The sequence below is a fragment of the Xanthomonas sp. NCPPB 4467 genome, assembly GCF_041475665.2.
GTDB classification, from domain to species: domain Bacteria; phylum Pseudomonadota; class Gammaproteobacteria; order Xanthomonadales; family Xanthomonadaceae; genus Xanthomonas; species Xanthomonas dyei.
This window is the reverse complement of record NZ_CM191260.1, coordinates 529932-556697: the sequence shown is the minus strand read 5'-3', so window position 1 is coordinate 556697 and position 26766 is coordinate 529932. Positions and strand designations below refer to the sequence as shown.

23 protein-coding genes and 1 pseudogene are annotated in these 26766 nt (G+C 64.8%); 12 read left to right on the top strand and 12 right to left on the bottom strand.

Annotated features, from left to right (window positions below; all coding sequences use genetic code 11):
* Position 1: 1 nt before the first annotated feature.
* From sctR to sctU, 6 genes and pseudogenes are all read right to left on the bottom strand, one after another.
* On the bottom strand, positions 2-646 hold the full coding sequence (sctR, locus tag ACCQ06_RS02365; RefSeq protein ID WP_006451038.1) for a type III secretion system export apparatus subunit SctR: 645 nt from the start codon (positions 644-646) through the stop codon (positions 2-4).
* Positions 633-1586 (bottom strand): type III secretion system cytoplasmic ring protein SctQ, encoded by a 954-nt coding sequence (gene sctQ / locus ACCQ06_RS02360; protein WP_316692479.1) that lies wholly within the window; start codon positions 1584-1586, stop codon positions 633-635. The genes sctR and sctQ overlap by 14 nt, the downstream gene beginning before the upstream one ends.
* Positions 1587-1679: 93 nt before the next feature.
* Positions 1680-1912 (bottom strand): annotated as a pseudogene (sctP, locus tag ACCQ06_RS02355) (type III secretion system protein SctP); the annotation flags it as partial.
* A gap of 18 nt (positions 1913-1930) precedes the next feature.
* A complete protein-coding gene (gene sctP, locus ACCQ06_RS02350) occupies positions 1931-2566 on the bottom strand; it encodes a type III secretion system protein SctP (RefSeq protein WP_170068472.1) in 636 nt (211 codons plus the stop codon).
* Positions 2567-2568: 2 nt separating this feature from the next.
* On the bottom strand, positions 2569-4491 hold the full coding sequence (locus ACCQ06_RS02345; protein ID WP_316690018.1) for an FHIPEP family type III secretion protein: 1923 nt from the start codon (positions 4489-4491) through the stop codon (positions 2569-2571).
* Between the two features lie 8 nt (positions 4492-4499).
* Positions 4500-5573: a type III secretion system export apparatus subunit SctU gene (gene sctU / locus ACCQ06_RS02340; RefSeq protein WP_104614294.1), complete on the bottom strand. Its 1074-nt coding sequence runs from the start codon at positions 5571-5573 to the stop codon at positions 4500-4502.
* 213 nt (positions 5574-5786) lie between these two features.
* On the opposite strand from sctU, the gene ACCQ06_RS02335 reads away from it, so the two are divergent.
* From ACCQ06_RS02335 to sctC, 9 genes are all read left to right on the top strand, one after another.
* Positions 5787-6242 (top strand): HrpB1 family type III secretion system apparatus protein, encoded by a 456-nt coding sequence (locus ACCQ06_RS02335; RefSeq protein WP_104614293.1) that lies wholly within the window; start codon positions 5787-5789, stop codon positions 6240-6242.
* 31 nt (positions 6243-6273) lie between these two features.
* A complete protein-coding gene (locus tag ACCQ06_RS02330; protein ID WP_104614292.1) occupies positions 6274-6666 on the top strand; it encodes a type III secretion protein HrpB2 in 393 nt (130 codons plus the stop codon).
* Between the two features lies 1 nt (position 6667).
* Positions 6668-7432, top strand: coding sequence for a type III secretion system inner membrane ring lipoprotein SctJ (gene sctJ / locus ACCQ06_RS02325; RefSeq protein WP_316690017.1), 765 nt, complete (start codon positions 6668-6670; stop codon positions 7430-7432).
* 9 nt (positions 7433-7441) lie between these two features.
* Positions 7442-8071 carry a type III secretion protein HrpB4 gene (locus ACCQ06_RS02320; RefSeq protein WP_316690016.1) on the top strand — a complete coding sequence of 210 codons (630 nt, stop codon included), beginning with the start codon at positions 7442-7444 and terminating at the stop codon, positions 8069-8071.
* The gene (gene sctL / locus ACCQ06_RS02315; RefSeq protein WP_104614289.1) at positions 8056-8757 is read left to right on the top strand and encodes a type III secretion system stator protein SctL; all 702 of its coding nucleotides are present in this window, start codon (positions 8056-8058) and stop codon (positions 8755-8757) included. Before ACCQ06_RS02320 ends, sctL begins: the two co-directional genes overlap by 16 nt.
* On the top strand, positions 8747-10075 hold the full coding sequence (sctN, locus tag ACCQ06_RS02310; RefSeq protein WP_104614288.1) for a type III secretion system ATPase SctN: 1329 nt from the start codon (positions 8747-8749) through the stop codon (positions 10073-10075). Before sctL ends, sctN begins: the two co-directional genes overlap by 11 nt.
* On the top strand, positions 10068-10577 hold the full coding sequence (locus ACCQ06_RS02305) for a type III secretion protein HrpB7 (protein ID WP_316690014.1): 510 nt from the start codon (positions 10068-10070) through the stop codon (positions 10575-10577). The genes sctN and ACCQ06_RS02305 overlap by 8 nt, the downstream gene beginning before the upstream one ends.
* Positions 10574-11404 carry a type III secretion system export apparatus subunit SctT gene (sctT, locus tag ACCQ06_RS02300; RefSeq protein WP_316690013.1) on the top strand — a complete coding sequence of 277 codons (831 nt, stop codon included), beginning with the start codon at positions 10574-10576 and terminating at the stop codon, positions 11402-11404. Before ACCQ06_RS02305 ends, sctT begins: the two co-directional genes overlap by 4 nt.
* 176 nt (positions 11405-11580) lie before the next feature.
* Positions 11581-13407: a type III secretion system outer membrane ring subunit SctC gene (gene sctC, locus ACCQ06_RS02295; RefSeq protein WP_228322883.1), complete on the top strand. Its 1827-nt coding sequence runs from the start codon at positions 11581-11583 to the stop codon at positions 13405-13407.
* 282 nt (positions 13408-13689) lie between these two features.
* Here sctC and ACCQ06_RS02290 read toward each other — a convergent pair whose 3' ends face one another.
* Positions 13690-14757, bottom strand: coding sequence for a hypothetical protein (locus ACCQ06_RS02290; RefSeq protein WP_316690012.1), 1068 nt, complete (start codon positions 14755-14757; stop codon positions 13690-13692).
* 605 nt (positions 14758-15362) lie between these two features.
* Positions 15363-15764, bottom strand: coding sequence for a XopA/Hpa1 family type III secretion system protein (xopA, locus tag ACCQ06_RS02285; protein ID WP_228322881.1), 402 nt, complete (start codon positions 15762-15764; stop codon positions 15363-15365).
* 464 nt (positions 15765-16228) lie between these two features.
* Between xopA and ACCQ06_RS02280 the strand changes: the two genes are divergently transcribed.
* Positions 16229-16711, top strand: a complete 483-nt coding sequence (locus ACCQ06_RS02280) for a lytic transglycosylase domain-containing protein (RefSeq protein ID WP_228322999.1) — start codon at positions 16229-16231, stop codon at positions 16709-16711.
* Between the two features lie 479 nt (positions 16712-17190).
* Here the strand turns inward: ACCQ06_RS02280 and ACCQ06_RS02275 are convergent, their stop codons facing one another.
* From ACCQ06_RS02275 to ACCQ06_RS02260, 4 genes are all read right to left on the bottom strand, one after another.
* Entirely contained in the window at positions 17191-18795 is a 1605-nt protein-coding gene (locus ACCQ06_RS02275) for a hypothetical protein (RefSeq protein ID WP_372364943.1), read from the bottom strand.
* 342 nt (positions 18796-19137) lie between these two features.
* On the bottom strand, positions 19138-19431 hold the full coding sequence (locus ACCQ06_RS02270) for a hypothetical protein (RefSeq protein WP_228322879.1): 294 nt from the start codon (positions 19429-19431) through the stop codon (positions 19138-19140).
* Between the two features lie 302 nt (positions 19432-19733).
* On the bottom strand, positions 19734-21884 hold the full coding sequence (gene avrBs2, locus ACCQ06_RS02265; protein ID WP_316690011.1) for a type III secretion system effector avirulence protein AvrBs2: 2151 nt from the start codon (positions 21882-21884) through the stop codon (positions 19734-19736).
* Between the two features lie 143 nt (positions 21885-22027).
* Positions 22028-23185, bottom strand: a complete 1158-nt coding sequence (locus tag ACCQ06_RS02260) for an ROK family protein (RefSeq protein ID WP_104614278.1) — start codon at positions 23183-23185, stop codon at positions 22028-22030.
* 102 nt (positions 23186-23287) lie between these two features.
* Between ACCQ06_RS02260 and ACCQ06_RS02255 the strand changes: the two genes are divergently transcribed.
* Entirely contained in the window at positions 23288-25963 is a 2676-nt protein-coding gene (locus tag ACCQ06_RS02255) for a TonB-dependent receptor (protein WP_316690010.1), read from the top strand.
* A gap of 10 nt (positions 25964-25973) precedes the next feature.
* Positions 25974-26759: a DUF1868 domain-containing protein gene (locus ACCQ06_RS02250; protein ID WP_316690009.1), complete on the top strand. Its 786-nt coding sequence runs from the start codon at positions 25974-25976 to the stop codon at positions 26757-26759.
* Positions 26760-26766: the final 7 nt, after the last annotated feature.

The window sequence follows — 26766 nt, the reverse complement described above, 5'->3', positions numbered from 1 at the left end:
GTCACCGATAACTCAAGACCAGCCCGTGGATCAGCATGGACCAACCATCCAGCGCCACGAACAACAACAGTTTGAACGGAATGGCCACATTGGTCGGCGTCACCTGCGACAGACCCATTGCCATCAACGCATTGGCCACCACCAGATCGATCACGATGAACACCAGATACAGCAGAAATCCGATACGGAATGCCTCGGTCAGCTCACTGAGCGTGAATGCCGGCGCCAGCACGAGAAGATCGTCGGGCTTGAGCGTATCGGCCTTGTCCTTGGGCCAGATCTGCTGCGCCGAGCGAATGAAAAACGCCTTCTCGCGCTCGCGCGTGTGCTTGAGCAGGAACTGCCGAAACGGTTCTCGGCAGGCGTCGAGCAACACCACCACGCGGCTGTTGTCGGCACCGGGACTGTAGTTCTGCGCAGCCTTGAACGCCTCCATGCCCACCGGCGCCATCACGAAGCACGACACCAGCAACGCGACACCGTTGAGGACCATGTTCGGCGGCACCTGCTGCACACCGATGGCATTGCGCAGCAAGCCGAGCACGACCACGATCTTGGTGTAGGAGGTGACCACCATCGCTGCGAAGGGCAGCAGCCCCAGCATGATGACCACCAGCAGCAGCGAGCCGACATCAGGCATCTGCATTTGGAGTCTCCGACATGCTGAGGATCTGCACGCCGAGATGTTCGCCCACCGCCAGCAGCCTGCCGATGCCGATGGTCTGGCCGTAGACGACCAGACGGATGTCGGCCTGGTCCACCGGCACCGACAGTTCGAGGATCTGGCCAGGCTGCAAGCCCGACAGGACCGACAGGGACAGCGCAAGTTGATCCACTTCCAGTTGGACGGGTAGTTCCAGTGCCGCCACATCGGTGGTGGACGCGGAGGTATCGGACTCGGACGTATCGTGCTGCATGGTGGGGGCGGTCTCCAGAATCATCTGTTGCAGGTTCAGGCGTACCGGCGCGCGCAACACCGCACCTCCCGGCATGCCCCACCGCAGCTCGCCGCTGCGGACGGGAGCCGGGGCAAGCGCATGCAGCAGCACATCGCCGGGGCGCAGCGATTGCAGCAGCGTCGCCGTTACCGTGCGTTGGCCGATGCGCAGGCGCGTACTCAGCCGCAATGCGCTCAGCCAGGCCGGCAGTGGCGATGGTGTCGCCAGCGCAGCGGTCGCGGTTTGCAGCGCGGCAAGCAAGAGCGGGCTGGCGGTCTGCGCGATCGCGTCGATGCCGCCCAGCGTGATGCCGATCTCCAAGCAATCGGCTACCTGCGCACAGCGTTCGAAGGCGACGACCTCGGCAGTCCCCAGTCCGAGCGCTGCGAAGGCATGCAGCGTATCGCCCAACAGCACACCGGCGATCGCAGCACGCAGGGCGTCGTCGGCTTCGTTCAACAGCTGCGCCAGGCCGTCGCGTGCGGCGATCCGCAACTCCAGGCTGCCGCACTCGAACTGCAGCTGTAGCCGCGCGGCTTCCGCAGCCCGGATGCCGCGACGTTGCGTGGTGAAGCCGCAATGCCGGGCAGTACGCGGGTCGCACAGCAGTCTGCTGAGCTGCGCGCGCGCGGCAGGCACGTGGGTCAACGCTTGCGACAAGTCGCGTGCCGTTGGCGTAGGGCTCGGCTCGGTTGACAAAGCGGGTTACCTCGATATGGCTGTTCTACCGCCTGTGGGGCGCTAAACGACCTCGATGCTGATCTGGAGCGTGTCGCTAAGCGCAGTTTTCAATGCGGTATCCAAGCGTTTTCTTCCATTGCAAAGTACCTCGCGCGTCTCGGGCGAGCCGCTGTCAAAGCGAAGCGATAGCTGGTCTGGCGAAAGCCGCAAGGACAACGTTGTCTACGGCAGGATGGCGCAATTGACTCCAGAGATGCTTCCCAGCTCCCTGAGCCGCGCACAGGCGTGGCATTTGTGCGGCGTGGGCGGCGCTAAACGACCTCGATGCTGATCTGGAGCGTGTCGCTAAGCGCAGTCTTCAATGCGGTATCCAAGCGTTTTCTTCCATTGCAAAGTACCTCGCGCGTCTCGGGCGAGCCGCTGTCAAAGCGAAGCGATAGCTGGTCTGGCGAAAGCCGCAAGAACAAGGTGGTCTGCGGCAGAATGTCGTGATTGATCTCCAGCCACGCCTCCCAGATCCCTGCCCCGCGCACCGGCGTGGCATTGCAAAACTCGGCCACCCGCAGCGCGATGTGATGGATGGCCATCTGCGCGCGTTGGGTGCGGATCCACTCGGTGGCGATCTGCCGGCCCAATGCATCGCTGTCATCACCTCGAGCGATCTGTCGACGATTGCCGTCATCCGGGCGGAGTTGTGCGCTTGGCAGCGGCGCGGGGTCTGGCCTGTCGCTTGCGGCATCCTCCGCTTCGGGCATCGGCAGATCGTCGTCGCCATCCTCCGGCGAGACCATGTCCGGCAATCCGGGCAGCACGCTGCTCAGGCGTCGGCGCAGTTGTACAAAGCTGACACGCTGCGCCGTACGCACCGGTGTGGGCGCTGCATGCGGCTGCAGCGGTACACCGGCGATCGGCAGGATACGCACGTGGCGGACCGGTGGCTTGCGCATCATCAGGCCACCACTCTACCGATCGGCTGCAGCTGCACGTCTGCGCCCAGTTCCTGGAACGAATAGACCTCCAGCCAGTTCAGCCGGGCCTCGATCATGCGACGGACATAACGCCGCACATCCATCGATGCGACCACTGCCAATGGATGCCGCGCCTGATCTTCGACGATGCGTTCCACCTGCTCGACCAGCTGATTGGCCTGCTCCGGTGGCAGGGCCAGAAAATTGCCTGCCGGAGTGGCGCGAATCGACTGCCGGATCAACTGTTCCACCGCGTGGTCGAGCATCACCGCAGGCAGCTGCCCGGTGCCTGCGGTCGCGGTGTGCGCCAGATAGCGGCCAAGATCGCAGCGCACGTATTCGGTCAACATCAGCAGATCCTTCTCCTTCGGTCCCCACACCACCAGGCTCTCCAGGATGCTCTTGATGTTGCGCACCGGGATGCGCTCTTCCAGCAGCCGTCGCAATACGTCGGCGATGCGCTGGGCGGGCATGGCCTTGTTGACCTCTGCAACCAGCCCGGGATAGTCCGCGCTCACCTGTTCCAGCATCCACTGAGTCTCCTGGATGCCGACGAATAGGTGCGCACGTGCGTGCAGCGGCGCGATGGCCTGCTGGGCCAGCGCTTTCTGCAGGTCCGCGGTGTCGCTCAACGCGCTGCGGGTTTCCGGCACGTCGTGGATCAAGACTTCGTACTGCAGGTCCTGCAGGGATTCGCTCTGCCAGATCGCAATGCCCGGAAACGGCAGGCCCAGCAGTTCCACCAGCTGCCGGCGCTCGCTCTCGATCGCCTGATCCAGCAGCGCCGGGTCCAGCCGCGCAGCCAGTTGCGGCGACAGGCGCATCGACAACGGCGAGGCGAAATCCGGCGCGCTCTTGCGGATGTGCGGTGCATCGCCCTTGGCGCCCTTGCGGCTGGTCGATGGCAGCTTGGGCCGGTCGGTGCCGCTGACGTCGCGTTGCTTGCGCCAGATCGTATAGCCGCCGGCGCCCACCGCAGCCGACAGCAGCAGGAACAGCACCGCCGGGAATCCCGGGACAAACGCAAAACAGGCCAGCAACACGCTGGCCGCCATCAAGGCGCGCGCGTTGCTGGTGAGCTGACGGCCGATGTCGAGCCCCAGCGAACTGATCTTGGTCTCGTTCTCGTTGGCGACGCGGGTGATCATGACGCCGGCCGCCACCGAGATCAGCAGCGAGGCGATCTGCGACACCATCGCATCGCCGACCGACAGGATCGCAAAGCGGTTTGCCGCCTCGCCTGCGCTCATGCCGTGGTAGGTCACGCCCACCACGATGCCGGCCAGGATGTTCACCATGGTGATCACCAGGCCGGCGATGGCGTCGCCCTTGACGAACTTCATGGCGCCATCCATGCCGCCGTGCAGTTGACTCTCGATGGCCAGCCGCGCGCGTTTGCTGCGTGCTTCGTCTGCGCTCAGATTGCCGCCGCGCAGGTCGGCATCGATGCTCATCTGCTTGCCGGGCATCGCATCCAGCGTGAAACGCGCGCCAACTTCGGCAACGCGCTCGGAGCCCTTGGCGATCACGATGAACTGCACCGTGGTGATGATCAGGAACACCACCAGGCCCACCACCAGGTTGCCGCCGACCACCAGCTCGCCGAAGCTCTCGATGATGTGGCCCGCCTCGGCATGCAGCAGGATCGATTTTGTCGAGGCGATGTTCAACGACAGCCGCAGCAGCGTGGTGAACAGCAGCAACGAGGGAAACGACGACAGCGAGATCGAGTCGGGCACATACATCGTGACCATCAGCAACACCACGCTCAGGGTGATGTTGATGCCCAGCAGCGTGTCGATGAGCGGGGTGGGCAGCGGCAGGATCATCAAGCCGATCACCGCCACCACCAAGGCGGCGATCGCCACTTCACCGGTGTACGCGAAATACCGTGTCAGGCGCATGCGATCTCCTAGCATGGCAGCGGACCGCTGCCGTCATCGTTGTCGCGGCCCAGCTCGTCGACCCAGCGCAGCACCACTGCCACCGTTTCGAACAGCGATTCGGGCACCGCGTCGCCCAGTTCGACCGCGTGCAGCGCACGCGCCAACGGCGGATTGGCCACGATCGGAATGCCCTGGTTGTGCGCGTAGGCACGCAGTTCCAGCGCACCATCGTCCACGCCCTTGGCAACCACTTGCGGCAGACCGAAACCGTCCGCTTCGTAGGCCAGCGCGACGGCGTAATGGGTCGGGTTGACCACCAGTACCTTGGCCTTGGCGACGCGCTCGCGCGGGTCGCCGAAAACCAGTTCCTTGGCGATTTCCTTGCGCTTTCCCTTCAATTCCGGATCGCCTTCGCTTTCCTTGTGTTCGCGCTTCTGCTCATCCTTGCTCTGGCGTTTGTCGCGAATGAACAGCCAGTGCTGCACGCTCCAGTCCGCTGCACCGATCAGCATGAACACCAGTACCGCCAAGGCGCACAAAATGCCCAGCGCCCGCCAGCCGATCTGGGCGATGTCAGGCGTCGGCTGGTAGGCGAGCCCGATGATCGCCGGCATCAGTGCACGCAAGCCGTACCACAGCACCACACCGATCAAAAGGGCCTTGACGCCGAGCTTGAGCAGGTTGATGAGACTTCGTAACGAAAAGAGTTTCTTGACGCCGTTCACAGGATTGAGCGAATCGAACTTGGGCGCCACCGGTTTGAGCGAGGCATTCATACCCGTCTGCAGAAAGGTGCCGAGCAATCCGGCGGCCAGGCACGCCACCAGGAAAGGCAGCGTCAGCAACACAGCCTGGATGCCGATGCGACCGAGCGCCCGGTGCATGGCCGTTGCATCGCGCGTATTGGCGTTGAAATCGAAACCGATCGACATCAATGCCTGCATGTGTTCCACGAAATAGCTGCCTGCCAGTTTGATCACCAACAGCGCGGCCAACAGCACTGCGGCGGCAGTGACGTCCGGGCTGATCGGGATTTCCCCATCCCTGCGCGCATCCTTCAGTTTCTTTTCGGTCGGCTTCTCGGTCTTCTCATCCGACATGGCGATCTCCGGCCGCTGGTGCTGCAGGCCAATTCTGGTTGAGGCGTCGCCAGCCGATCCGCTTCCAAGGCGAACGTGTGCATGGGTGCACGAAGCCGAGTGTGTTTGTTCGCGATGGCATTCCGATGTTCGCTTCTGAAAAGTTTTGATCGGCACGCACGCGTAGCGTTACCCACGCATGCTGTCCACAGCCATTGAATGACGAGGTGCGGTATGGAAAAGATTGAATGTCCCGGTCCGGTCGTGAGTGGGCTGATCGAACTGATCACGGTGGGGCTGACCCACGAAAAACTCGAAGAGGCCACAGCGGTGCTGGCCGCAGTGCGGGTGTTGCGGCCGGAGCTGAAGGCGCTGGATACCTTCGATGCCTGGATTGCGATCAAGCGCGGTAGTTATATGGAGGGTGCGCGCCTGCTGCGTGAGCTTGAGGCCGATGCCGGCTCCAAGCCGTTGTGCAAGGCCTTGTATGCGTGCTGCCTGTTTGCGGTGGGCGACCCGTCATGGCATGGCATTGCAGACGGTCTGATCGAAGAGGACGCCGATGCCGACGCCGTTGGCCTGGTCAAGGCGCTGTCAGGGCGCTACACCCCGGCACCCACGCAATCGGAATCGACGACCGAATCCGCCGCGCCAATGGAAGTTCCCAACGCGCAGTATCTGCGCGCCTGACCCAGCTGTTGCCCCGCCTGAGGAACATGTCATGACGCTCATTCCTCCTGTTGCACCGATCACTGCCAGTACCGGCCTATCCACGCCCGCGGTATCGCCGACGGCGGCACCGAGCCAGGCACTCGTCAACCGCTTCCAGGCGTTGATGCAGTCCTCCAGCCCGCTGCCGCCAGCCATGCAGCGCGTGGGAGAGCCGAGCATGATGAGCCGGATGGTCGACGTGCAGAACGATGGCGTGCGAACCATCACCGAGCATATTGATGCCTTCAGCATGCAGGCGCCGACCATGGGTCTGCAGGAAATGGCGTCGCAACAAATGAAGCTGATGCACGAGCTGACGATGGTCGGCTTCAACCTCAATGTCAGCGTCGGCGTGGCGCAATCGGGCAAGAACGCCGTGCAGACACTGTTCAAGAACCAATAGCATGCGAAAGCTCAGATATCTGGTGGTGTTGCTGCTTGCACTGCTGCTGTCTGGCTGCGACCAGCAGCTCTATTCCGGGCTGACCGAGAACGACGCCAACGAAATGCTCGCCGTGCTGCTCACCGCCGGTGTGGATGCGGACAAGGTCACGCCCGATAACGGCAAGACCTGGGCGATCAACGCGCCGCACGATCAGGTGTCGTATTCGTTGCAAGTGCTGCGCGCGCATGGCATGCCGCACGAGCGGCATGCCAATCTCGGCGAGATGTTCAAGAAGGACGGCTTGATCTCCACACCCACCGAAGAACGCGTGCGTTTCATCTACGGGGTGTCGCAGCAGTTGTCGCAGACCTTGTCGAATATCGATGGCGTGATCGCCGCCGATGTGGAGATCGTGCTTCCCAACAACGACCCGCTGGCCGCCTCGGTCAAACCCTCCAGCGCTGCGGTATTCATCAAGTTTCGCATCGGTAGCGATCTGACCAGCCTGGTGCCCAGCATCAAGACGCTGGTGATGCACAGCGTAGAAGGGCTGACCTACGAAAACGTCAGCGTCACGCTGGTGCCAGGTGGGGCGGACAGCGATACCCAGCTCTCGGACTTGGCGCCTCCGCATGCCCGGGCGTGGCCATGGCTGGCCGGATGCGCGCTGGCCTTGTGCGTAGCGCTCGGTGCGGCAGCGCTGTACTGGTGGCCGAACGCCAATGCCCGCCGCTGGGGTGGCTGGCAGCGCCTGCGCGAGTTATCCAGAAAACACGCTGGGTGAGGGCGGCCTATGGACCACGCACGCATCGACAACGCGGCACTGTGGCTGCAACGATGGACAGCGGCCATGTCCGCCCTGGCGCAATCGCTGGATGCGGACCGGGTGGCCCACTGGCTGGGTCCGGTCGCTGCGGCCGGCTGGGCAGGCGCACCTGCGCAGCGTCGTGTGCGCGTGATCCAGGCTTGGTCGGGATGCTCGCGCATGCAGCTCTGTGCGCTGGATCCGCTGGCCAATCGGCTGGTCGCACTCGCGCCCGATCTGCTCGCCAAGGTGCTGATGAGCCGCGCGTTGTTTTCGCGCGCGGTGGCGCTGCGCCGCTGCATCGAGCGCGAGCGCCTGATCTGGTTCGAGCAGCGGGTAGGCCCAGCGGTGCTTGACGCTGTGCGCCATCGCGCAGGCACCGGCACGACAGCGCCGCTGTTGCCCCGCGACGCCGACCAGGCGGCATGGGTCGGCGATGGCTGGCGGCGCATGCAGGCAGATGGTGTGTGGCCCGACCCCTGCATCGCCAACGTGATGGCGCTGTCCTTGCCGTTGGACGCGGCGCACGTGGCGCCCATCGCTGCAGATGGCGCGAGCGCTGCGTTCCTGCAGGCGCTTCCCACCTTGTTGCCGGAGCTGCCATGCGTCTATGGCTGAGGTCTACACCGGAGGCGGTGGGCCTGGACTGCGACGTCATCCCCCGCGAAGCACTGGCCTGCGTGCTTGAGCTGGACGCGGCGGCTGCGCAGGTGCACGCGCGTTGCGCACAGACACTGGGCGACGCCCGGACGCAGGCGCAGGCGCTGATCAACGATGCCCAACAGCAGGCCGAGGCGATCCTCCAGGACGCCCAGGAGAAAGCCGAGCGCAGCGCACGCTTGGGCTATGCCGCCGGGCTGCGCCGTCAGCTCGACGCGTGGAACGAACGCGGCCTGCGGCATGCCTTCGCAGCAGAGGACGCCGCACAGCGCGCACGCGCCCGCCTGGCAGAGATCGTCGCGCACGCCTGCGCACAGGTCCTGTACGGGCACGACCCCGCTGCGCTGTACGCGCGCGCCGCACAGGCGCTGGACGGCGCCCTGGACGAGGCCAAGGCCTTGCGGGTGAGCGTGCATCCGGATGCGGTGGACGACGCCCGACGCGCCTTCGATGCGGCCGCGGCCGCCGCAGGCTGGAGCATGCCGGTGGACCTGTGCGGCGACGCGGATCTGGCCTTGGGTGCCTGCGTGTGCGAATGGGATACCGGCGTGTTCGAGACCGATCTGCGCGATCAGCTACGCAGCATCCAGCGGGTGATCCGCCGCGTCCTGGCCGCGCCGCAGGCGGTGTTGGATGACCACTGAGCTACCGATGTTGGAAACAACGCTCGAGCGCGAATTGGCTGCGCTGGCCTTCGGTCGTCGCTACGGCAAGGTGGTCGAGGTGATCGGCACCATGCTCAAGGTCGCCGGGGTGCAGGTCAGCCTGGGCGAGGTGTGCGAGTTGCGCCAGCGCGATGGCTCGCTGTTGCAGCGCGCCGAGGTGGTGGGCTTCAGCCGCCATCTCGCCTTGCTGGCGCCATTCGGCGAACTGGTCGGGTTGTCGCGCGAGACGCGCGTGGTCGGATCCGGGCGCGCACTGGCGGTGCCGGTCGGCCCGGCGCTGCTGGGACGTGTGCTCGATGGCCTGGGCGAGCCAGCCGACGGCCAGGGGCCGGTCGCAGGCGTGGACTGGGTGCAGATCCAGGCGCAGGCGCCGGACCCGATGCGCCGACGCCTGATCGAACAGCCGATGCCGACCGGTGTGCGCATCGTCGATGGCCTGATGACGCTGGGCGAAGGCCAGCGCATGGGCATCTTCGCCGCTGCCGGCGTCGGCAAGAGCACCTTGATGGGGATGTTCGCGCGCGGTACGCAGTGCGACGTCAACGTGATCGTGCTGATCGGCGAGCGCGGACGTGAAGTGCGCGAGTTCATCGAACTGATTCTTGGCGAAGACGGCCTGGCGCGCAGCGTGGTGGTGTGTGCGACCTCCGACCGCTCCTCCATCGAGCGTGCCAAGGCCGCCTATGTCGGTACCGCCATCGCCGAATATTTTCGCGATCGCGGCATGCGCGTTTTGCTGATGATGGACTCGCTGACGCGCTTTGCCCGCGCGCAACGCGAGATCGGCCTGGCCGCCGGCGAGCCCCCTACACGTCGCGGCTTCCCGCCGTCGGTGTTTGCCGAGCTACCGCGCCTGCTCGAACGTGCCGGCATGGGCGAGACGGGTTCGATCACCGCGTTCTACACCGTGCTGGCCGAGGACGACACCGGCAGCGATCCGATCGCCGAAGAAGTGCGCGGCATCCTGGATGGCCATCTGATTCTTTCGCGCGAGATCGCCGCCAAAAACCAGTACCCGGCCATCGATGTGCTGGGAAGCCTGAGCCGGGTGATGAGCCAGATCGTGTCTGCCGAGCAACGCCAGTACGCCGGCCAGCTACGGCGTCTGCTGGCCAAACACAACGAGGTGGAAACCTTGCTGCAGGTCGGTGAATACCGCCAGGGCAGCGACGCGGTCGCCGACGAGGCGATCGCCAGGATCGATGCGATTCGCGACTTCCTCAGCCAACCCACCGATGAGCTCAGCGACTATGACACTACCCTGGAACAGCTTGCCGGCGTGATCGACGATGCGTGAGCGTGCGAGCACCTGGGCGACGTTGCAGCAGCTGAAGACGCGCCGTCACGAGCGAATGCAGGACCGCCTGAACGACTGCAGGCGTGCGCTGGAACAGTGCGACCGCGAGCGTGCCAGTTGCAGTCAGGAGGCGAACGCCTGCACCACGCGTCTGGCCGCGTTCGATGCCACGCTGACCGACAGGGCCGGCGCGGGCGAGTCGATCGGCATCGACGCGATCCTGCAGCATCAGCGCTTCCGTGCAGTACTGGAAGAGCGCTGCCGCGCCGCACAGCAGGCGCTGGTCGCAGCGACGCAGGCAGTGCAGAGCGCACGCGACGAAGTCGCAACGGTGCAACAGACGGTGAGCAGGCTGCAGGCACAGGCGCAGGTGTATGCGGAAAAGGCCGCCAGCGCGCAACGCGCCTGGCAAGCCCAACGCGAAACCGCCGAGGAAGAAGATGCGATCGAAGCCTTGATCGGGCTGCGTCTGCATCGTGCCGCGCGTGGAGTGCAGCCATGAGCGACATCGCAAATGCATTGCTGGCGCTTTCATCCCAGGGCGTCTCGCTGCTGGCCTTGCTGGCGCTGTGCGGGGTGCGCGTGTTCGTGATGTTCTTCGTGCTGCCGGCCACGGCGCAGGACAGTCTCCCCGGAATCGCGCGCAATGGCGTGATCTATGTGCTGAGCTCGTTCATCGCCTACGGACAACCGGCCGATGCGCTGGCCAGGATCGAAGCGACCGGCCTGGTGGGGCTGGTGTTCAAGGAAGCCTTCATCGGCCTGCTGATCGGGTTTGCCGCCTCCACGGTGTTCTGGGTTGCCGAGAGCGTGGGCCTGCTGATCGACGATGTGTCCGGCTACAACAACGTCCAGATGACCAACCCGCTGAGCGGCGAGCAGAGCACGCCGGTGTCCACGGTATTGATGCAGTTGGCGATCGTGTCCTTCTACGCGCTGGGCGGCATGCTGATGCTGCTCGGTGCGCTGTTCGAATCGTTTCGTTGGTGGCCGCTGAGCCAGCTCACCCCGGACATGGGCGCGGTCGCCGAGTCCTTCGTCATCCAGCAGACCGACGACATGATGACCGCAATCGTCAAACTGTCCGCGCCGCTGATGCTGGTACTGGTGCTGGTGGATCTGGCCATCGGCTTTGTGGCGCGCGCCGCGGACAAGCTGGAACCTTCGAATCTGAGTCAACCGATCCGCGGCGTACTGGCGCTGCTGCTGCTCGCGCTGTTAACCAGCGTGTTCATTACGCAATCCGGTGACGCACTCGGCTTCCTCCATTTCCAGCAGCAGTTGCACGATGCCGCGAACATCGGCGGCAAAGGAGGTGCATCGCATTGATCATTGTTGAGACATCGACTGCCGTGCGCTCCCTACACTGACCGCACGCGCCTGCGATGTGCTGCCCGACGCCGTGTCCGCAGCCCGGCTGCACGCGGCACGCATCCCCCGGCCGACGCCTGCGTGCCAGGCGCCGGCCTATCGACTTCTTTCACTTGCCTCGCAGAGGGAACGCCATGGCATACGCCTGTCCTCCAGTTCACCGCCATCGACGTGCACCGCTGGTCGCCGCGTTGCTGCTCGGCCTGCTGCCGCTGTTGCCGCCGCAAGCCGCTGCCACCCAGGTGCCGTGGCATTCGCGCAGCTTCAAATACGTCGCCGACCACAAGGATCTCAAGGAGGTACTGCGCGACCTGTCCGCCAGCCAATCCATCACCACCTGGATTTCGCCGGAAGTGACTGGCACGCTCAGCGGCAAGTTCGAGGCCAGCCCGCAAAAATTTCTCGACGATTTGTCTGCGACGTTCGGCTTCGTCTGGTATTACGACGGTGCCGTGCTCAGAATCTGGGGCGCCAACGAAACCAAGAATGCGACCTTGAATCTGGGCGCCGCGTCGACGCGTGCGCTGCGCGATGCGCTTGCCCGCATGCGGCTGGACGATCCGCGCTTCCCCGTCCGTTACGACGAGGCCGCGCACGTGGCGGTGGTGTCCGGCCCGCCGGGATACGTGGATACCGTGGCCGCGATCGCCAAGCAGGTCGAGCAAGGCGCACGCCAGCGCGATGCCACTGAAGTGCAGGTGTTTCAGCTGCATTATGCGCAGGCGGCCGATCACAGCACCCGCATCGGTGGGCAGGACGTGCAGGTCCCCGGCATGGCCAGCCTGTTGCGCGGCATGTACGGCGCACGTGGCGCGCCCGCTGCCGCGCTGCCCGGGCCAGGCGCCAATTTCGGGCGGCTGCAGCCGATCGGCGGTGGCTCGTCCAATACCTTCGGCAATGCCGCGCAAGGCCAGGCTGGCGGCAGCGGCACCAGCAATACCGGCATCCTCGGCTTGCCTGCGTCATGGTTCGGCGGTGGCTCGCCGTCCGACCGGGCGCCGCTCAGCCCGCCCTTGCCGGGCAGTGGCGCCAACGCACCGGCCAATGTCTGGCCGGAAATGAGCCAGGCCCGCCGCGATGCGCCGCTGTCGATGGATGCCGGCAGCGGCGGCGAGCTGGCGTCCGACGCACCGGTGATCGAAGCCGACCCACGCACCAACGCCATTCTCATTCGCGACCGCCCGGAGCGGATGGCTGCCTATGGCACCTTGATCCAGCAGCTCGACAATCGCCCCAAGCTGCTGCAGATCGATGCCACCATCATCGAGATCCGCGACGGCGCCATGCAGGATCTTGGCGTGGACTGGCGCTTCCACAGCCGGCGCGTCGATGTGCAGACCGGCGACGGGCGTGGCGGTCAGCTTGGCTACGATGGCGCATTGAGCGGTGCGGCGGCGGCAGGCGCCAGCACTCCGTTGGGCGGCACCCTGACGGCGGTGCTGGGTGATGCGGGACGTTACCTGATGACGCGCGTATCGGCGCTGGAGCAGACCAACAAGGCCAAGATCGTCTCCACCCCGCAGGTGGCGACGCTGGACAATGTGGAAGCGGTGATGGATCACAAGCAGCAGGCATTCGTACGTGTCAGCGGCTATGCCTCCGCAGACCTCTACAACCTGTCCGCGGGGGTGTCGCTCCGCGTGTTGCCGAGTGTGGTGCCCGGTTCGCCCAACGGGCAGATGCGCCTGGATGTGCGGATCGAAGACGGGCAGTTGGGCGCCAATACCGTCGATGGCATTCCCGTCATCACCTCCAGCGAGATCACCACCCAGGCGTTCGTCAACGAAGGCCAGAGCCTGCTGATCGCCGGTTATGCGTCCGACAGCGATCAGACCGATCTGAACAAGGTGCCCGGGTTGTCCAAGATTCCACTGGTCGGCAACCTGTTCAAGCATCGCCAGCAAAGTGGCTCGCGGCTGCAGCGGTTGTTCTTGCTGACCCCGCATATCGTCTCGCCCTGAGCAGCGCATCGGCGTGCAGCCGATGCGCTGACACCGTACAGGCTGCCGCGTAGACCGGCAGCCTGTACGCATTGCGCATCAGGCTTGGGCGGTGATGGGCGACAGCTTGACATTGAAACCCCGCCCAAGCCGGTGCCGAACGAAGCCCTACTGCCCATGCCGGCGCCGCCCCGGTTCTGCATCAGCCGGTCGGGGCCAAGAAGGCCGTCGCCGGCAGACATACTGCGCGCGGCCGGCCAGCGTGCCGCCAGTAGTTTCCTACTTGGAGTCGCAGTTGACCGGCTAGTTGCGTGTATTCGCGTGGCGGTCCCGTCGCAGCTGCATGAGCCTGTCGAGCATCTGCTGCTGATGGTCGTGCGCAGCGCCCAAGTTAGCGGTGAACTCGGCTGTCTGCCGCCTCAAACTTTCCACGGCATCGGCGCCTGCGTTCGCGTAAGGCACACCAGTGTCCCATGTTTGATGACGTGGCGCGGAGCCTTGCCACCTGCTACCGGTGCCTGGATGTTGGACGTTGCCCGGATACGGGCGCATCTGCGGTGTGCCGGTCTGCGCTGGAAAGACGGGCGCGTTTTGCATGTTCTGCTGATAGTGGCTTGCCGCACCGATTTGATTGAGAAAGTCGTTTGTCTGTTGCATAAAAGCCCCCACCGCATCGGCGCCTGCGTTTGAGTAGGGACGTTCGCCATACGGGCGTGTCTGCGAGGTTCCGGTCTGCGGACCGTGGAAAGCCTCGTTGCGCATGCGCAGGCGCCGCTCCTGTTCGCGGCCCGGGTCGAAGTTAGCCATCATTCGGTCCAGATGGTTCTGCGGGGCTGCGGGGGCGTGCACATTCGAGCTGGAATGAAAATGCCCGTGCGAGCGATGTGGTGACGTGCCGGGCAATCCACCACCACCTCTCGATTGATACTCGGAGTTGCGCGGGTAATTGCTCGACTGGGTGCCCCGCCGCTGCTGCGCCAACCTGGCTGCAGCAAGCGCGTGCCGCGTATTTTCAGACACTGCTTGGAGATCGCCAAGAAATCCATTCATCTGCTGCTGCGCGTTATGAACGGCCTCGGCGTTGGCGTCCTCGCTCGGGGGACGACGGTCGTGGTGGTCCGGATCTATACCGTAGTGAGGATCGTAAAAAGGACTGTCTGGACGTATTTGCATGATCGCAACGCTCCTTGAAGTAATGAGAGACGCAAGGGTGCGCCTGGCGAGTGGATTGACCTTGTCAAAACGACTAGGAAAGTGCTTGACTCGCCGATGCCGCCGCGATGACGCAACAAAGTTGCGTGCGGTCTGTTCGGCCACCGCGCCACCACCCACCAAACCACCCAATGGTGACAGGCATTGCCACGCGGACATGATGCAACCGAGTTGCCTAGCAACGATCGCACTGCGGGCGAACTTGCAGTGTCATTAGCGAGCTGGACAAAACGTGGGTTCGGATGCGTGATGGAGTGCAGGATTCGGCCCGCTGGCGACGTTTACCCATTGCGCAGCAGATGCGACGAGGTCATCGCGCAAGACCGCCTTACCGCGATCGCAAACACGCCAAGCTCGGTCGCGGATCGGGCGCGCGCCATCGTCTTTTCCCCAAGCTCACCCACCTGCTGCCGCGCGCGGGACGCAGTGTATCCATCGCCGGACAGCGCAGCTGCTGTCATGTGCGTGGGGAGTTACGCAATGGCACCGCACTGGGCGGCGTCAAGAATTCAAATGAAACACCTGCAAACATCAAATGCTGGCGCGACACTTGGAAGTGCAAGCTCGTCTGTCTTGACTGAAGTGACGTTACGTCAGCAAGCGCCTTGACAGAAACGCGGGTTCGAAGTGAAAGAGTGTTGCACTTGGAGCGCGAGTCGACCCAGCGTCTCGGCAGCAAGATCGCCTGCATGGCCGTACCATCTCCGGTCGCTGTCGCAGCGTGCAGGCTGCCGTGGTACCTGGCAACCTGCACGCATTGCCCATCAGGCTTGGCCGGTGAAGCTCGACATGTTGGGATTGAAGCCGCCACCCGTGTTGTCGGCAACCTTGCTGTCGCCAAAAGAACCGCCACCGCCCATGCCGCCGCCACCCTGGCTCTGCATCAGCTGCATCACGATCTGCATCAGCATCTGCGTCAACGAACTCATGCCGCCCTGCTGGTCGTTCTGCGGTTGTTCGTCTCCGCAGCCCTGATTGGCATCGCTGCCCTGGCTCTGCTGGCTCTGCTGGAGCATCATCATGATGAACATGGCGAGCAGCTGATCCAGCTGCTGCTCGGAGGCAGCCGGCGACGAGCTCTGACCGGACTGCTGAGTTTGCTGGGGCCCGATGCCCATTGTCTGAAAGTTACTGAAGTTGGTGGGGTTATTTCCGATAGAGGCCATGGTGATTCCCGTCTTATGTGGTTGACTGGGTACATCGCGGATTGCCGGAAAGCTGCAACGGCAATATCACAAGGGGGACGCTGCACCGCCCCCGTCAGTAAGGTAGAAGAGCCGACCGCAGTACATTTACCAGGACGCGAAAGCGCGCCTTTGCTTGCGAACATGAGAACAGAAAAAACCACGAACGCGCCAAAAAACCGTGCATTGCAACGATACATGTATGGTTTCGCTTATGTGGTAGATGCTTCGTCCAGTATGTGCCTGCGTGTGCACAGCGCCGTTATGGTGACCTGATCGAGCGGAGCGTCGGATCAACCGGGGATGCGTATCCACTCCGCTGCGTTGCTGAAATCAACGACGATCAGGTGACAGACATGACAGAGACCGATACGCCGATCACGTGTGCGTCTGCGCACGGCACAAGCATATGGCGCCCACAGCATTGGGCTGCGCTCTCCAGGAACATGCCGGCGGATGCGCAGTGGTACGGGCTCCAGCCCAGGCGTGATGGCTCGTCTCGGCGGCGCCTGTGGATTGCGGCGGCGTTGCTGTGCGCCGCACCGCTCGCACGCGCAGATTGTTTTGAAGAAGCCGCCGGCTATCAGCATGTCAATCCGTGGGTGCTACGCGCCATTGCGTGGCAGGAATCCCGCGGCCGTGCCGACGCGATCCACCGCAACAATAACGGCACCATCGACTACGGAAAAATGCAGATCAATTCGATCCACCTGCGTCGCCTTTCCAGTTACGGCATCTCCAGGGACGCATTGATGCAGCCGTGCGTCAGCGTGTATGTGGCGGCCTGGCGGCTGCGCGAGATGACCAATAAGTACGGAAATACCTGGGCCGCTGTGGGGGCTTATCATTCCGAAACGCCGATGGAGCGCGACAAGTATGCGCATGCCATCCATTCCATCCTGATCAGGCGCGGCGTGGTTGCGGAGTAACGCTGCTGCGGCCGCAGCAGCGCGCAGGGTGCGGCACTTGGTCTGTCAAACGTTTCGGCAGGACGCGTAGTCGCTGCGCTAACGCCGGCTGCACCATGCGCAGCAGCTGAAGCGATCGGTGCGTGCGCATGCGTCACCGCATAGACGGCGCTTGAAGTGGTGGATCGTCTCGCCAGCAGTCGTGCGTAATGCCGACCGCGTGCATGAAGGAATCGCTCCGCTGCAGTGCAAAGAGATGCCGGCTGACCCGCACTACCTGTCCACGTTGCTTGTACTTACCGGGCAAAAGCCGCGCCTGCCGGTTGTCGAGCACGGCGGTTTGATCGCTGCGTACAAGAGCAGCTAACAAAACGACTGTGTTCGCCGCCAGGCGGGCGCGTCTGTTGTCCTGAGACGAAATGTAACGTCGATAAACGTCGGTTCTAAGTGCGCCAATCGCACCTGCGTGACGCCCCCCGCGATGTTTGCAGGCCGCTCTCTTACTCAGCCTGCGAACGAAGCGCCTCAGCCTCGCGAACGGCCGCCTCTGCCTGCCAGGTCGCACCGATGGTCTTGTACTGCATGCCGGCGGCAACCCCGGATACCGTATTGGAGAGCAACGCGCTGCGTGTAGGCGATAACCCGACCCAAGCGCCGATCATATTGATGGCGGTGCCGAGTGCGATATTGGAGTTGATTGCAGCGGTGCGTGTGATCGACTGGTCCATGACACGCGCGTAGTCCTCGCGCTTGCCCTTGAGTGCGGGGTCCAGGAATTGCTGTGTGCCGGCCTCATCGGCTTCATGCTGGGTCACATTGAGCCAATCCAGCGTTTCCATGGCGAGATTCAATGCTGCCGATACTGCGGATTGACGCACGATCACATTGGTCGCCCGGCCCTTGTTGAAAGGCGAATTCAGGCCTGCCCAGCGTTGCCGTGCGGTTGCAAGGTCTGGCGAAGACAGTTCGTTGGCCGTCAGATTGGTCAGCACGTTGGCCATGCCGTAGAACCTTCCGGCACTGGTGATATGCGGATCGCTGATGCCACCGTTGGTGGGGCCGCGCATTCCCACCATGCGGAATGTTGCCTGGATCGTATCGCGCGCTGCGGCATACGCGGCAATCTTCACGTCGCTGGCCAGCAGTCTGGCAGCCATCTCCGGCTGGCCGGCCGACTTGCCGGCCGCACCCACTGCGATGTTGCTCAGGATGCCGCCCAATGCCAGACGGGTGACCAGCTCCGAGTAATGCTTTTGCTCAGCTCTCTTGTTGGCCTGTTCGTCGCTGGATAAGGCATTCCACTGTTCCAGACTGAGATTGTGGAAACCTCGCGCAGCCGCGTCTGGATTGCGGTTCTCGCGGTTGGCTCGCAGCGTATGCAGCGCCATCTGCAGCGTGCCCGACACCGCCTGCAGCGCAACGACCGCTTCGGGTGGGAGTTGACGGAAGGCGGCGAACAATCCTTCGCCCAGCAATTCGCGCGCGAAGGTGGTCGTTCCAACGGACGTCGCCTGATGCACCAGATGCCCCATCGCAGCGCCCAGGTACTGTTTGTCGAAATTGATCAGGTGTACGCCACGTGCAGCGGACGCCACTGCCGCTGCGGTCGGTCCAAGTGCGGTGCGCACGCCACGCACCGCTCCGGTTCCGACCGATGCGGCCAGCGCGGCCAGACGCTCGGCAGTTGTGGTTGCACCGGTTGCTGCCGCAGGTGCAATGGTCGTCGCGGGCGGGTGCAACGCCACGACGGGCGGGTCGGCTTGTTCGTGAGAGACAGGGCGTGTTTCCGATGGTTCCGGGAACTCTCTGGCGCTGTGGAAGATCTCGATTTCCTCCTCTTCGCTATGCAAGATCGACCCGGCCGTGTGATGGAGCAGGGGGCTTTGGCCGGAGTGCTTGTCTGTGTCGACGGCGCTGCCAGACCCATTGCCGCCTTCCGAGGTGTTGCGTCTTCCGGGGGGCCTGCGAACCAAGCCAGACAGTGCAGGGTTCGCTGAGAATGACTGCGTCTGGTTGGGCTGCTGCGGCGGCGGCATTTCGATCACCACGTCTGAGCGGTTTACTTGCACTGGCTGGGAAGCGCTGGTTGAAGTGGTCTTCGTCACGGCATGTCCTCGCTGTGGTGGGAAGAGCGGCGTGCTGCCGCCCGGGCTTGCGGGCTGCTGACGTGCGGCAGTGGCAGCCGGCACATCATTTGACGGACGCATGACGGTACCAACCTCGCTTGCAGCGTCGGAGTCGCTGTTGGCCGTGTGACGCGCGATTGAGGCGACACCACGGCCGACGTGCGGCAGACAGACACGGTCTGGCGCACGTGCCCCCATCAACGATCCGGGCAATGACGGAGCGAACTTATCAGCGTGCAAGCGAGGTGCTTGGATGCACCCAGAGGCATCCACGTTCGCCTTTCGGCATACATCATCGTCGTCAGTGACTCGAAAATGACATCAAGCCCGAGATCTGCGATGCATCAATTGCGAAATGATTATTCCGTAACGGAATATCGCATTCTGTGTAGCGATGAAATGTGCCTGCCGTCGACCGTGTCTTCGCCTCCCCGTCCACACCGTCGCGCTTGCAGCGACAATCACCGTCGATATACCGACGTTTTGATCCGATTGGCGTACCCACGTCGGATCCAGCATCCAGGCAATGACAACGACATTGTCGTCGTGCGACAGCAAACCGGGATGGCGCTGGGCGAGCTGCGCCACGATGGCGCCGGTTTCGAACAACGCCAACCCGTCCTGCTCGACGGTGGAGATCTGGAAGAACCGGTGGTTGACCAGCTGCGCGGGATCCTGAAATCGCCCGCAGCGGCAGCGGGCGCACCGCCTAAGGTTGGTCCATCTCCTTCAGCACCCAACGCGCACAGGTGTCACGCAGCAGCCCCTTGCCGCCATCGGGCAAACGATCGAACGCGATGAGGACGATCGTCTTGGTCGAAAGACGCTGCGTGGTCGCCGGCTGGTGGCAGAGCGCCCAGCCGGGTGGTGCGGCGGCATGCCGGCAACGTACTTGGCGCAGCAGCGCTTGGCCAATCTCACTGCTCGGGTTCGATCTGTTCGGCCTGCGCGTTGAGATAGTGGCTCACCGGTGCGCCGCGATACTGCGCGTTCAGTCGCCCCAGCGATTCGGCGCGGGCATCGACCGCGCGCCGTGCGGCGGGATCGTGCTGGAGTTCTACGCTACGGTCCAGGACGCGACCTTCGCGCACTGCCGCCACCAGGGCCGGGTCGGCCGGCTTGGATGCGGCGCGGAATTCGCTGCTGCGCTGCTGCACGATCTGCGCATCGCGCGCGCTGTCGATGGGGGTCTCCGGCGGCAGATCCAGTTCCATGCCGGTATGGCCACGCGCCAGCGTGCGGTTTTCCAGCAGGGCCAGGAGTTCTTCTTCCGGCTGGTCGGTCAGCAGGCTCTCGCCGGCATCGCGAAAGGCACCGGCCGTGGTGCGCTGGATCCCGAAGGCTTCGTTGCTGAGCTTCTGCATCTCGCCGAAATTGCGCCAGACGTAGTAATCCTTTTCGTGGTTGGCGCGCGGCAGGGAGAAATCCTCGTAACGGTAGCCGGACGAAAATGCCGCTTGCGCGTAAGCCGAGTCGGGCTGGCGCAGGCGTGTGCGTGTCAATTCCATGGCCTTGCCCGCATCGGTGTCCGCATTGGTGGCCACCGCCTCCACGATGACCGGGCGCATCCTGTTCCAGCTTTCCAGCCATTGCACTGCCGTGTCGGCCAACCCTTCCGGCCCGGTGTCCTTGCCGGGGAAGAAATCGCGCAGCTGCTGGTCGGCCAGCATGCCCTGGCTGAAGACCGGCAACACATTGATCTTGGACAGCAGGCGATCGAGCGCGGCACGACGTGGCGCATCCTGCGAGTGCAGCGGATTGATCTGGTAGTGCGTGTACAGATTGGCCACAAATTGATCGAAACCGCCGGTGTAGTACTTGGCATACAGCTTGATCGCCGCGGCCTTGCGCAGCTCCGGCCGACGCATCAGCAGCATCGCTACCGGCTCGGCGGTGTCTTCCTTGCAATCGAGTGCGACCGACATGGCCTCGGGCTTTTGCAACACGTGCTCCAGCGCCTGCTCCACGGCAGCAATGGTTTGGTCGGTCTTGACGAAGTTGCCATCGACCGGGTTGCGGATCACCAGCGGCATCTGACGCAATTGCGCGAACGGCACCTGCGATACCAGCCGGTTCTGCGGGTCGTCGGTCATGCGGCCGATGCTGAAGTCGTGCATCAGCACCGGCACGCCGTCGGCGCTGACTTCGACATCCAGCTCCAGATTGCGATAACCCTGTTCGTAGGCGCGATCGATGGCGGCAAGCGAGTTCTCCGGAATGCCGGCATGGTTGTCGAACAAGCCCCGGTGCACCATCACGTCCTTGCCCAGCGCGCGCGTGCTGGGCGCCTGGAAATAGTTCTCGTGGATCAGCTCCTTGCGGTGCTTGTGCAGCAACGCCTGCTTACCGGCCACCAGATGATGGTCGTTGGCTTTGAAGAAGGCCGCGCCGCCATCCTGCGCCGGCACCTCGTGGCCGTGGTACTGCGCGGCCTGCTGCAACTTGCGACGCGGCGGTGCGGATGATCCCGGCTGTAGCCAGTCCGGCGTGGCCAGTCCAAGACCAGGCAGATCCAGCGCCTTGCGCAATGCGCTGAGCGCTGGATCGCTGAAGTTGTCGCCAGTGGTAAACGCGCGCTTCAGATCGAAGATGATGCGCCCGTGCTCCGCATCCACCAGCACCGGGCCTGCCGCTGCGCGTGCGCGCCCGGACAGGCCGCGCGCCATGGCAGTGAACGCGGCGCTATCCAGGTAGACCGGCTGCAGCGTTCCGGCGGCAAAGCGTTCCGCGATGCTGTCCCGGTTCCGGGCCGTGCCCGCCTGCGCGAGATACTTGGAAAGCGTGCTTTGCGCGGCCTGCACGGTGATCTGCCTGGCCTGCACTTCGACCAGGCGCTGCTCGGAAAACTCCCCATCGATCGCCACCAGCGCCTGCGCGCCGGTCATCGCGCTGTCGGGCAAGGGCACCAGCGGCGGCACGTTGGCGCCGCGGCGACGCGGGCGCGTCCCCGGCGGCTGGTTGCCGCCGGGCAGGTGCGGCACGTTCGCTGGCGTGCTTGGAGTGGCGTGCGTGGGCGTTGCCAACGCGGCGGCGGGCGGGACGGACAGTTGCGAAGGACTAATACGCATGATGCGCTCCGGAGCACTGGTGGCGGCCAGTAGACCGAATGCCATATGACAATGCCCGACCGGGGCGAAATCTGCCATCGCAATGCGAAACGATGCCGCACGCCCAACGCTGTCGTCCCTGCAGGCAAGCGGCATCGTCTGCGCTAGAACAGGGTTTCCTTGAACGGCAACATGGCCGCGCCCAGCACCGTGGCCTGTGCCTGCACCTGCCCCACCAGCAAGGATGGATACGGCGATGCAACGCCACGCCGCGGCGCCGATTCGAAGGCGATGCGGGCGATCAGCCGCTGCGCCAGATCGGCCGGCAGGCGCGCGCCGAAGACGACCGTCGGCGGGTCGATCAACGCGATGATGGCGGCCACCGCCAGGGTCACGGTCGGTTGCACCAGATCCAGCCAGGCGTCGATCTGCGGCCACCCAGCATCGTAGTGCTGCAGCATGGCGTGCAGGTCCGGCAGCACATGGCCGTCGGCGACCAGCGCCTGACGCAGGCTTTCCAGGGTGGGCCGCGGCATGCCGGTGATGGCGGAGATGCGGCCGAGTTCGCCCGCATTCGCATGCGCCCCGCGGCGCACGCTGCCCGCCGCGATCACGCCCGCGGCAAAGCCATCGGCGATGTACAGATAGACCAGATCCGGCGATTGCCGCCCTACCCCGTACACCGCTTCGGCCAGCGCGGCGCAGTGGGCATCGTTGTCCATCCAGACCGGCAGCTGCAGGCAGTCGGCGACCAACCGGTCCAGCTCGACCTGCATCCATTCCGCTGCCAGCGACAGCGGCGGATTGACCCGGGTTCCATCGCCGATCCGCGGCCCGGTCATGCTCAGACCGACGCCGAACACACGCTGCCGGTCCACGCCGGCCGCCTGCAGCACCGCCTCCACCAGCACAGGCAAGTGCGCGCGCACCACCTCCAGGGTCAGCGGGAAGGCGGTGTACTGGTGTTGGCCACGCAGCTGCCCGGCGAAGTCGATCAACACCACCGCGATGCCATCGACCATCAACGACACCCCGATGCTGTACGCATAGCCGGGCACCAGACTCACCTGCGCGCTGGGCTGGCCGCGGCCACGCCGCAGCGACGGCCCCAGCTGCAGCAGGCCATGGGCCACCAGCGGGTCGATGATGCCCTTGGTGCCGGGCACGCTGAGCCCGCTGGCACGCGGCAGATCGGCGCGCGCTACCTGGCCGTCACGGCGAATCAGGTCCAGCAGCAGGCGCTCGCTGGCGCCAGCGGCATGGCCATCGCCACGGCGACGGTAATGCGCACGGATGGCCGCGTTTGCGAAGAAGGAAGGCATGCGCGGCGAAAGCTCCGTCGTTGTCATAATCGTTTTAATTAAGAAGCTTAATTTAATCCGCCTGCGGCGCCACCTCGGGGCCGCCCGACGTCGGATCGTGCCATGCGCCCGTTGCAACCTCATTCCCACCCCCATTGCTCCCCACCGCCTTGCCCGCAGCCCCGGCATGCGTTGTCGCTGGCGTTGGGGCTGGCCTTGATCGGCTGGCTTCCCGGGCCGGCCAGCGCAGCCCAGACGCCGGTCGAGGCCGACGCGCCAGTCCTGGATGACGCGCACACCCTGGATACGGTGCAGGTCCGTACCTCGTTCCAGTCGCAAAACACCCGTGCCATCGCCACCAAGCAGGCCGCGCCGACCATCGTGGATTCGGTGGCCGCCGACAGCATCGGGCAATTGCCGGATTTCAACGTCGGCGACGCGTTGCGCCGCGTCACCGGCGTGAGCACCGTGGAATACCAGGGCGAACCGCGCTACGTGACCGTGCGCGGCCTCAACGGCAACTACAACAGCATGCTGATCGACGGCTTTGCGTTCGCCAGCAACGACATCGGCAGCCGCCAGGCCATGATGGATGTGCTGCCGGCCAACTTCGTCGACCGCATCGATGTGGTGAAGTCGCTGCTGCCGGAAAACGACGGCGGCGCGATCGGCGGGGTCACCAACCTGGTCACCGCCACCGGCTTCGGCCGCCCGGACGGCCTGCTGACCGGCTCGGCCAAGGGCGGCGCCAACCTGATGGGGCAACGCTATGGCGGCCGCACCCCGGTGGGCGAAGGCGAGCTCAAATGGGGCAAGCGCTTCGGCCGCGACGATGCGTTTGCGTTTCTGGGGGCGGTCAGCCTCTGGCGCCGGGTGATCTCCGTTCCACAGCAGGAAAACGGGGGCGCCTTGAACTGGTACAACGCCGACGGCACGCGCGCTCCGGTGCCCTATGGCGGAGTCGGCGACGCGGTGCCCAGCGAACGGCGCTGGTACAACTACGACAACACCCGCGAGCGCCGCAGCGTGAGCATGCGCGTGGATTGGCAGCCCGACGGCCCACTCAGCGGCCATGTGTCCGGGTATGCGTTCCGCCAGCGCGAGGCCTCCGACCGCGCCACCCAGGCCGCGCAGGTACAAAGCAGCGCGCGCCTGACCCGCACCGGCCCGCAAAGCGGCACGCTGGACAACCTCAACCAGCTCGTCGAGCTGGGGCAGTTGCGTTGGAAGCGCGGCCTGACCGGCGTCAACGGCGAACTGCTGGCCGAGCTGCCGGCGCAGTGGCGCGGCGCGCTGCGCGCAAGCACCTCGCGCGCCACGGTGGACAACCCGCAGACCTGGGATCGCTTCCAGCAAAACCGCCTGGCCTATGCCTTCGACTGGAGCGGCGAACTGTCCGCATTCGCGCCCCTGAACCCCGCGCTGGCCGACGACCCGACCCGCTACACCAACCTCAACCACCAGCAGGAGCGCACGAGCTACGCCGAGCGAGTGAGCGACCTGCAACTGGAGTTCCGTCGCAACATGGACGAAGACAGCCAGGGACTGGGCCTGGCCTGGGGCCTGCGACAGGTCCGCACGCATATGCAGACCGCGTTCCAGCGCACCACCTGGAGCGGGTTGCCGTATTCGCTGGCCGATGTGCTGGGCAGCCCCACCTGCGCGCTGGGCTGCAACATGCCGATGCTCACCATCGCCCCGGCGCTGGCCGACGCACGCTGGGATGCGGTTGCCGGTCAGGCGCGTGGGGTGGTGGACACCACCGCACAGAACAGCGGCAGTTACACCGTCGACGAGCAGGTGCGCGCCGGCTTCGCCCAGGCGCAGTGGCGCGGCGAACGCTGGCGCCTGGCCGGTGGCGTGCGCCTGGAACAGACCCGCTTCGGCAGCACCGGCCAGCAACTGAGCGGTAACGTGTGGACCGCGGTCGGCGCGCAACGGACCTACCGCAACTGGCTGCCGTCGCTGGCCGGCCAGTGGCAGACCAGCGCCAACGGCACCTTGCGCGTTGGCGCCTCGCGCTCGATCGGGCGGCCGCGGCTGGACCAGATGGCGCTCAACGGCGGCGTGCTCACGTTGGGCAGCACCCCGCCGACGCTCAACCAGGGCAACCCGGACCTGCAACCGCGCCGCTCGCAGAATCTGGACCTTGGCCACGACTGGACCTTCGACGACGGCGGCAGCCTGCTGTCGATCGCCCTGTTCCGCAAGACCATCGACAACGAGATCTTCCGCTACGGCCAGCTGCAGGACATCGACGGCCAGCAGGTGCTGGTCACCCAGCCGCGCAACACCGACCGCCCGGTGCGCATGCGCGGTGCCGAACTCGGCGCGATCAAGGAACTCGGCCCGTGGCTACCCGCGCTTGCCGGGCTGTCGGTCGGCGCCAATGTGACGTTCCTGCACGTGGACTACCCGGTGGTGCTCGGCGATGGCACCCGCACCACGCTGGACGTGCTGCCGCAGCAGCCCAGGCAGTTGTGGAACCTGACCCTGAATTACGCCCGCGGGCCGCTGCGCAGCACGCTGGCCTGGAGCCGCACCGGCGAGCTGTGGGACGACCGCTACCCCAACTACAGCAGCCAGCAGGAGTTCTATCGCAACCGCTACCAGCAGCCGCTGGACCGTCTGGACCTGAAACTGGCCTGGGACGTGTCGCCCACGCTGGCGGTGAGCCTGGACGTGCTCAATCTGGCCGGCCAGGGCTATCAGTACCGCATCGGCCGCGATCAGGAATACGTGCAATCGGCCTGGAAGATGGCCCCCACCGTGATGCTCGGCGTCAACGTCAAACTCTGAGGAGCTCCCCATGTCGTCGTTTCTGGACACCCCCATCAGCCGCCGCCATCTGATGGCCGCCGCAGCCGGCGCCACGCTGCTGACCAGCGGCCTGCCCGCGCTGGCCAGCACACCGCCGCCGGATGTGGGGCGCAAGTTCCTGCGCTCACGTCGGCCGATGGCATTTGCCGGCAATACCTTCGTGGGCCACCTCGAACAACAGGGCGAGAGCTACGACAGCTTCGACCGCGTGCTGGACATCTACCGCGAACTGCCCGAGCACCGCTTCGCGAGCAAGTTCGCGCTGCTGCCACCCAGCAGTTATCACGTGACCCTGCTGGGCGGGGTCAACGAGATCGACCGCGCCAGCGGGCCATGGCCAAGCGATCTGACGCGCGATGTGGCGTTGAACGAGATCAATGCCGATTTTCTTTCGCGGCTGGCGCAACGCACGGCCGCGCCGTTGGGTGCGTGCAGCTTTGTGGTGAATCCGTCTGCGGCAAAGACCGGCAGCAACGACAATCTGCTCATCCCGCTGCAACCTGCCGATGCACAGACCGCGCAGCGCCTGGAAGCCGCGCGTCAGGCACTGATGACGCTGACCCGCCTGCAGCGCCCGGACTACATCAACTTCCAGTTTCATATCTCGCTGGCCTACCTGTGCGAAACGCTCGATCGCGCAGAACAGGCTGCCTATCGCGCCGCAGTGGGCGGCTGGCTCAAGCGGCTTGCGGCAGCGGGCCCCATCACGATCCCGCGTTTTCACTTTTGCACGTTTGCCGATATGGATGCGTTCCGGACGGTGCGCGAGGTGTGAGGTGGAG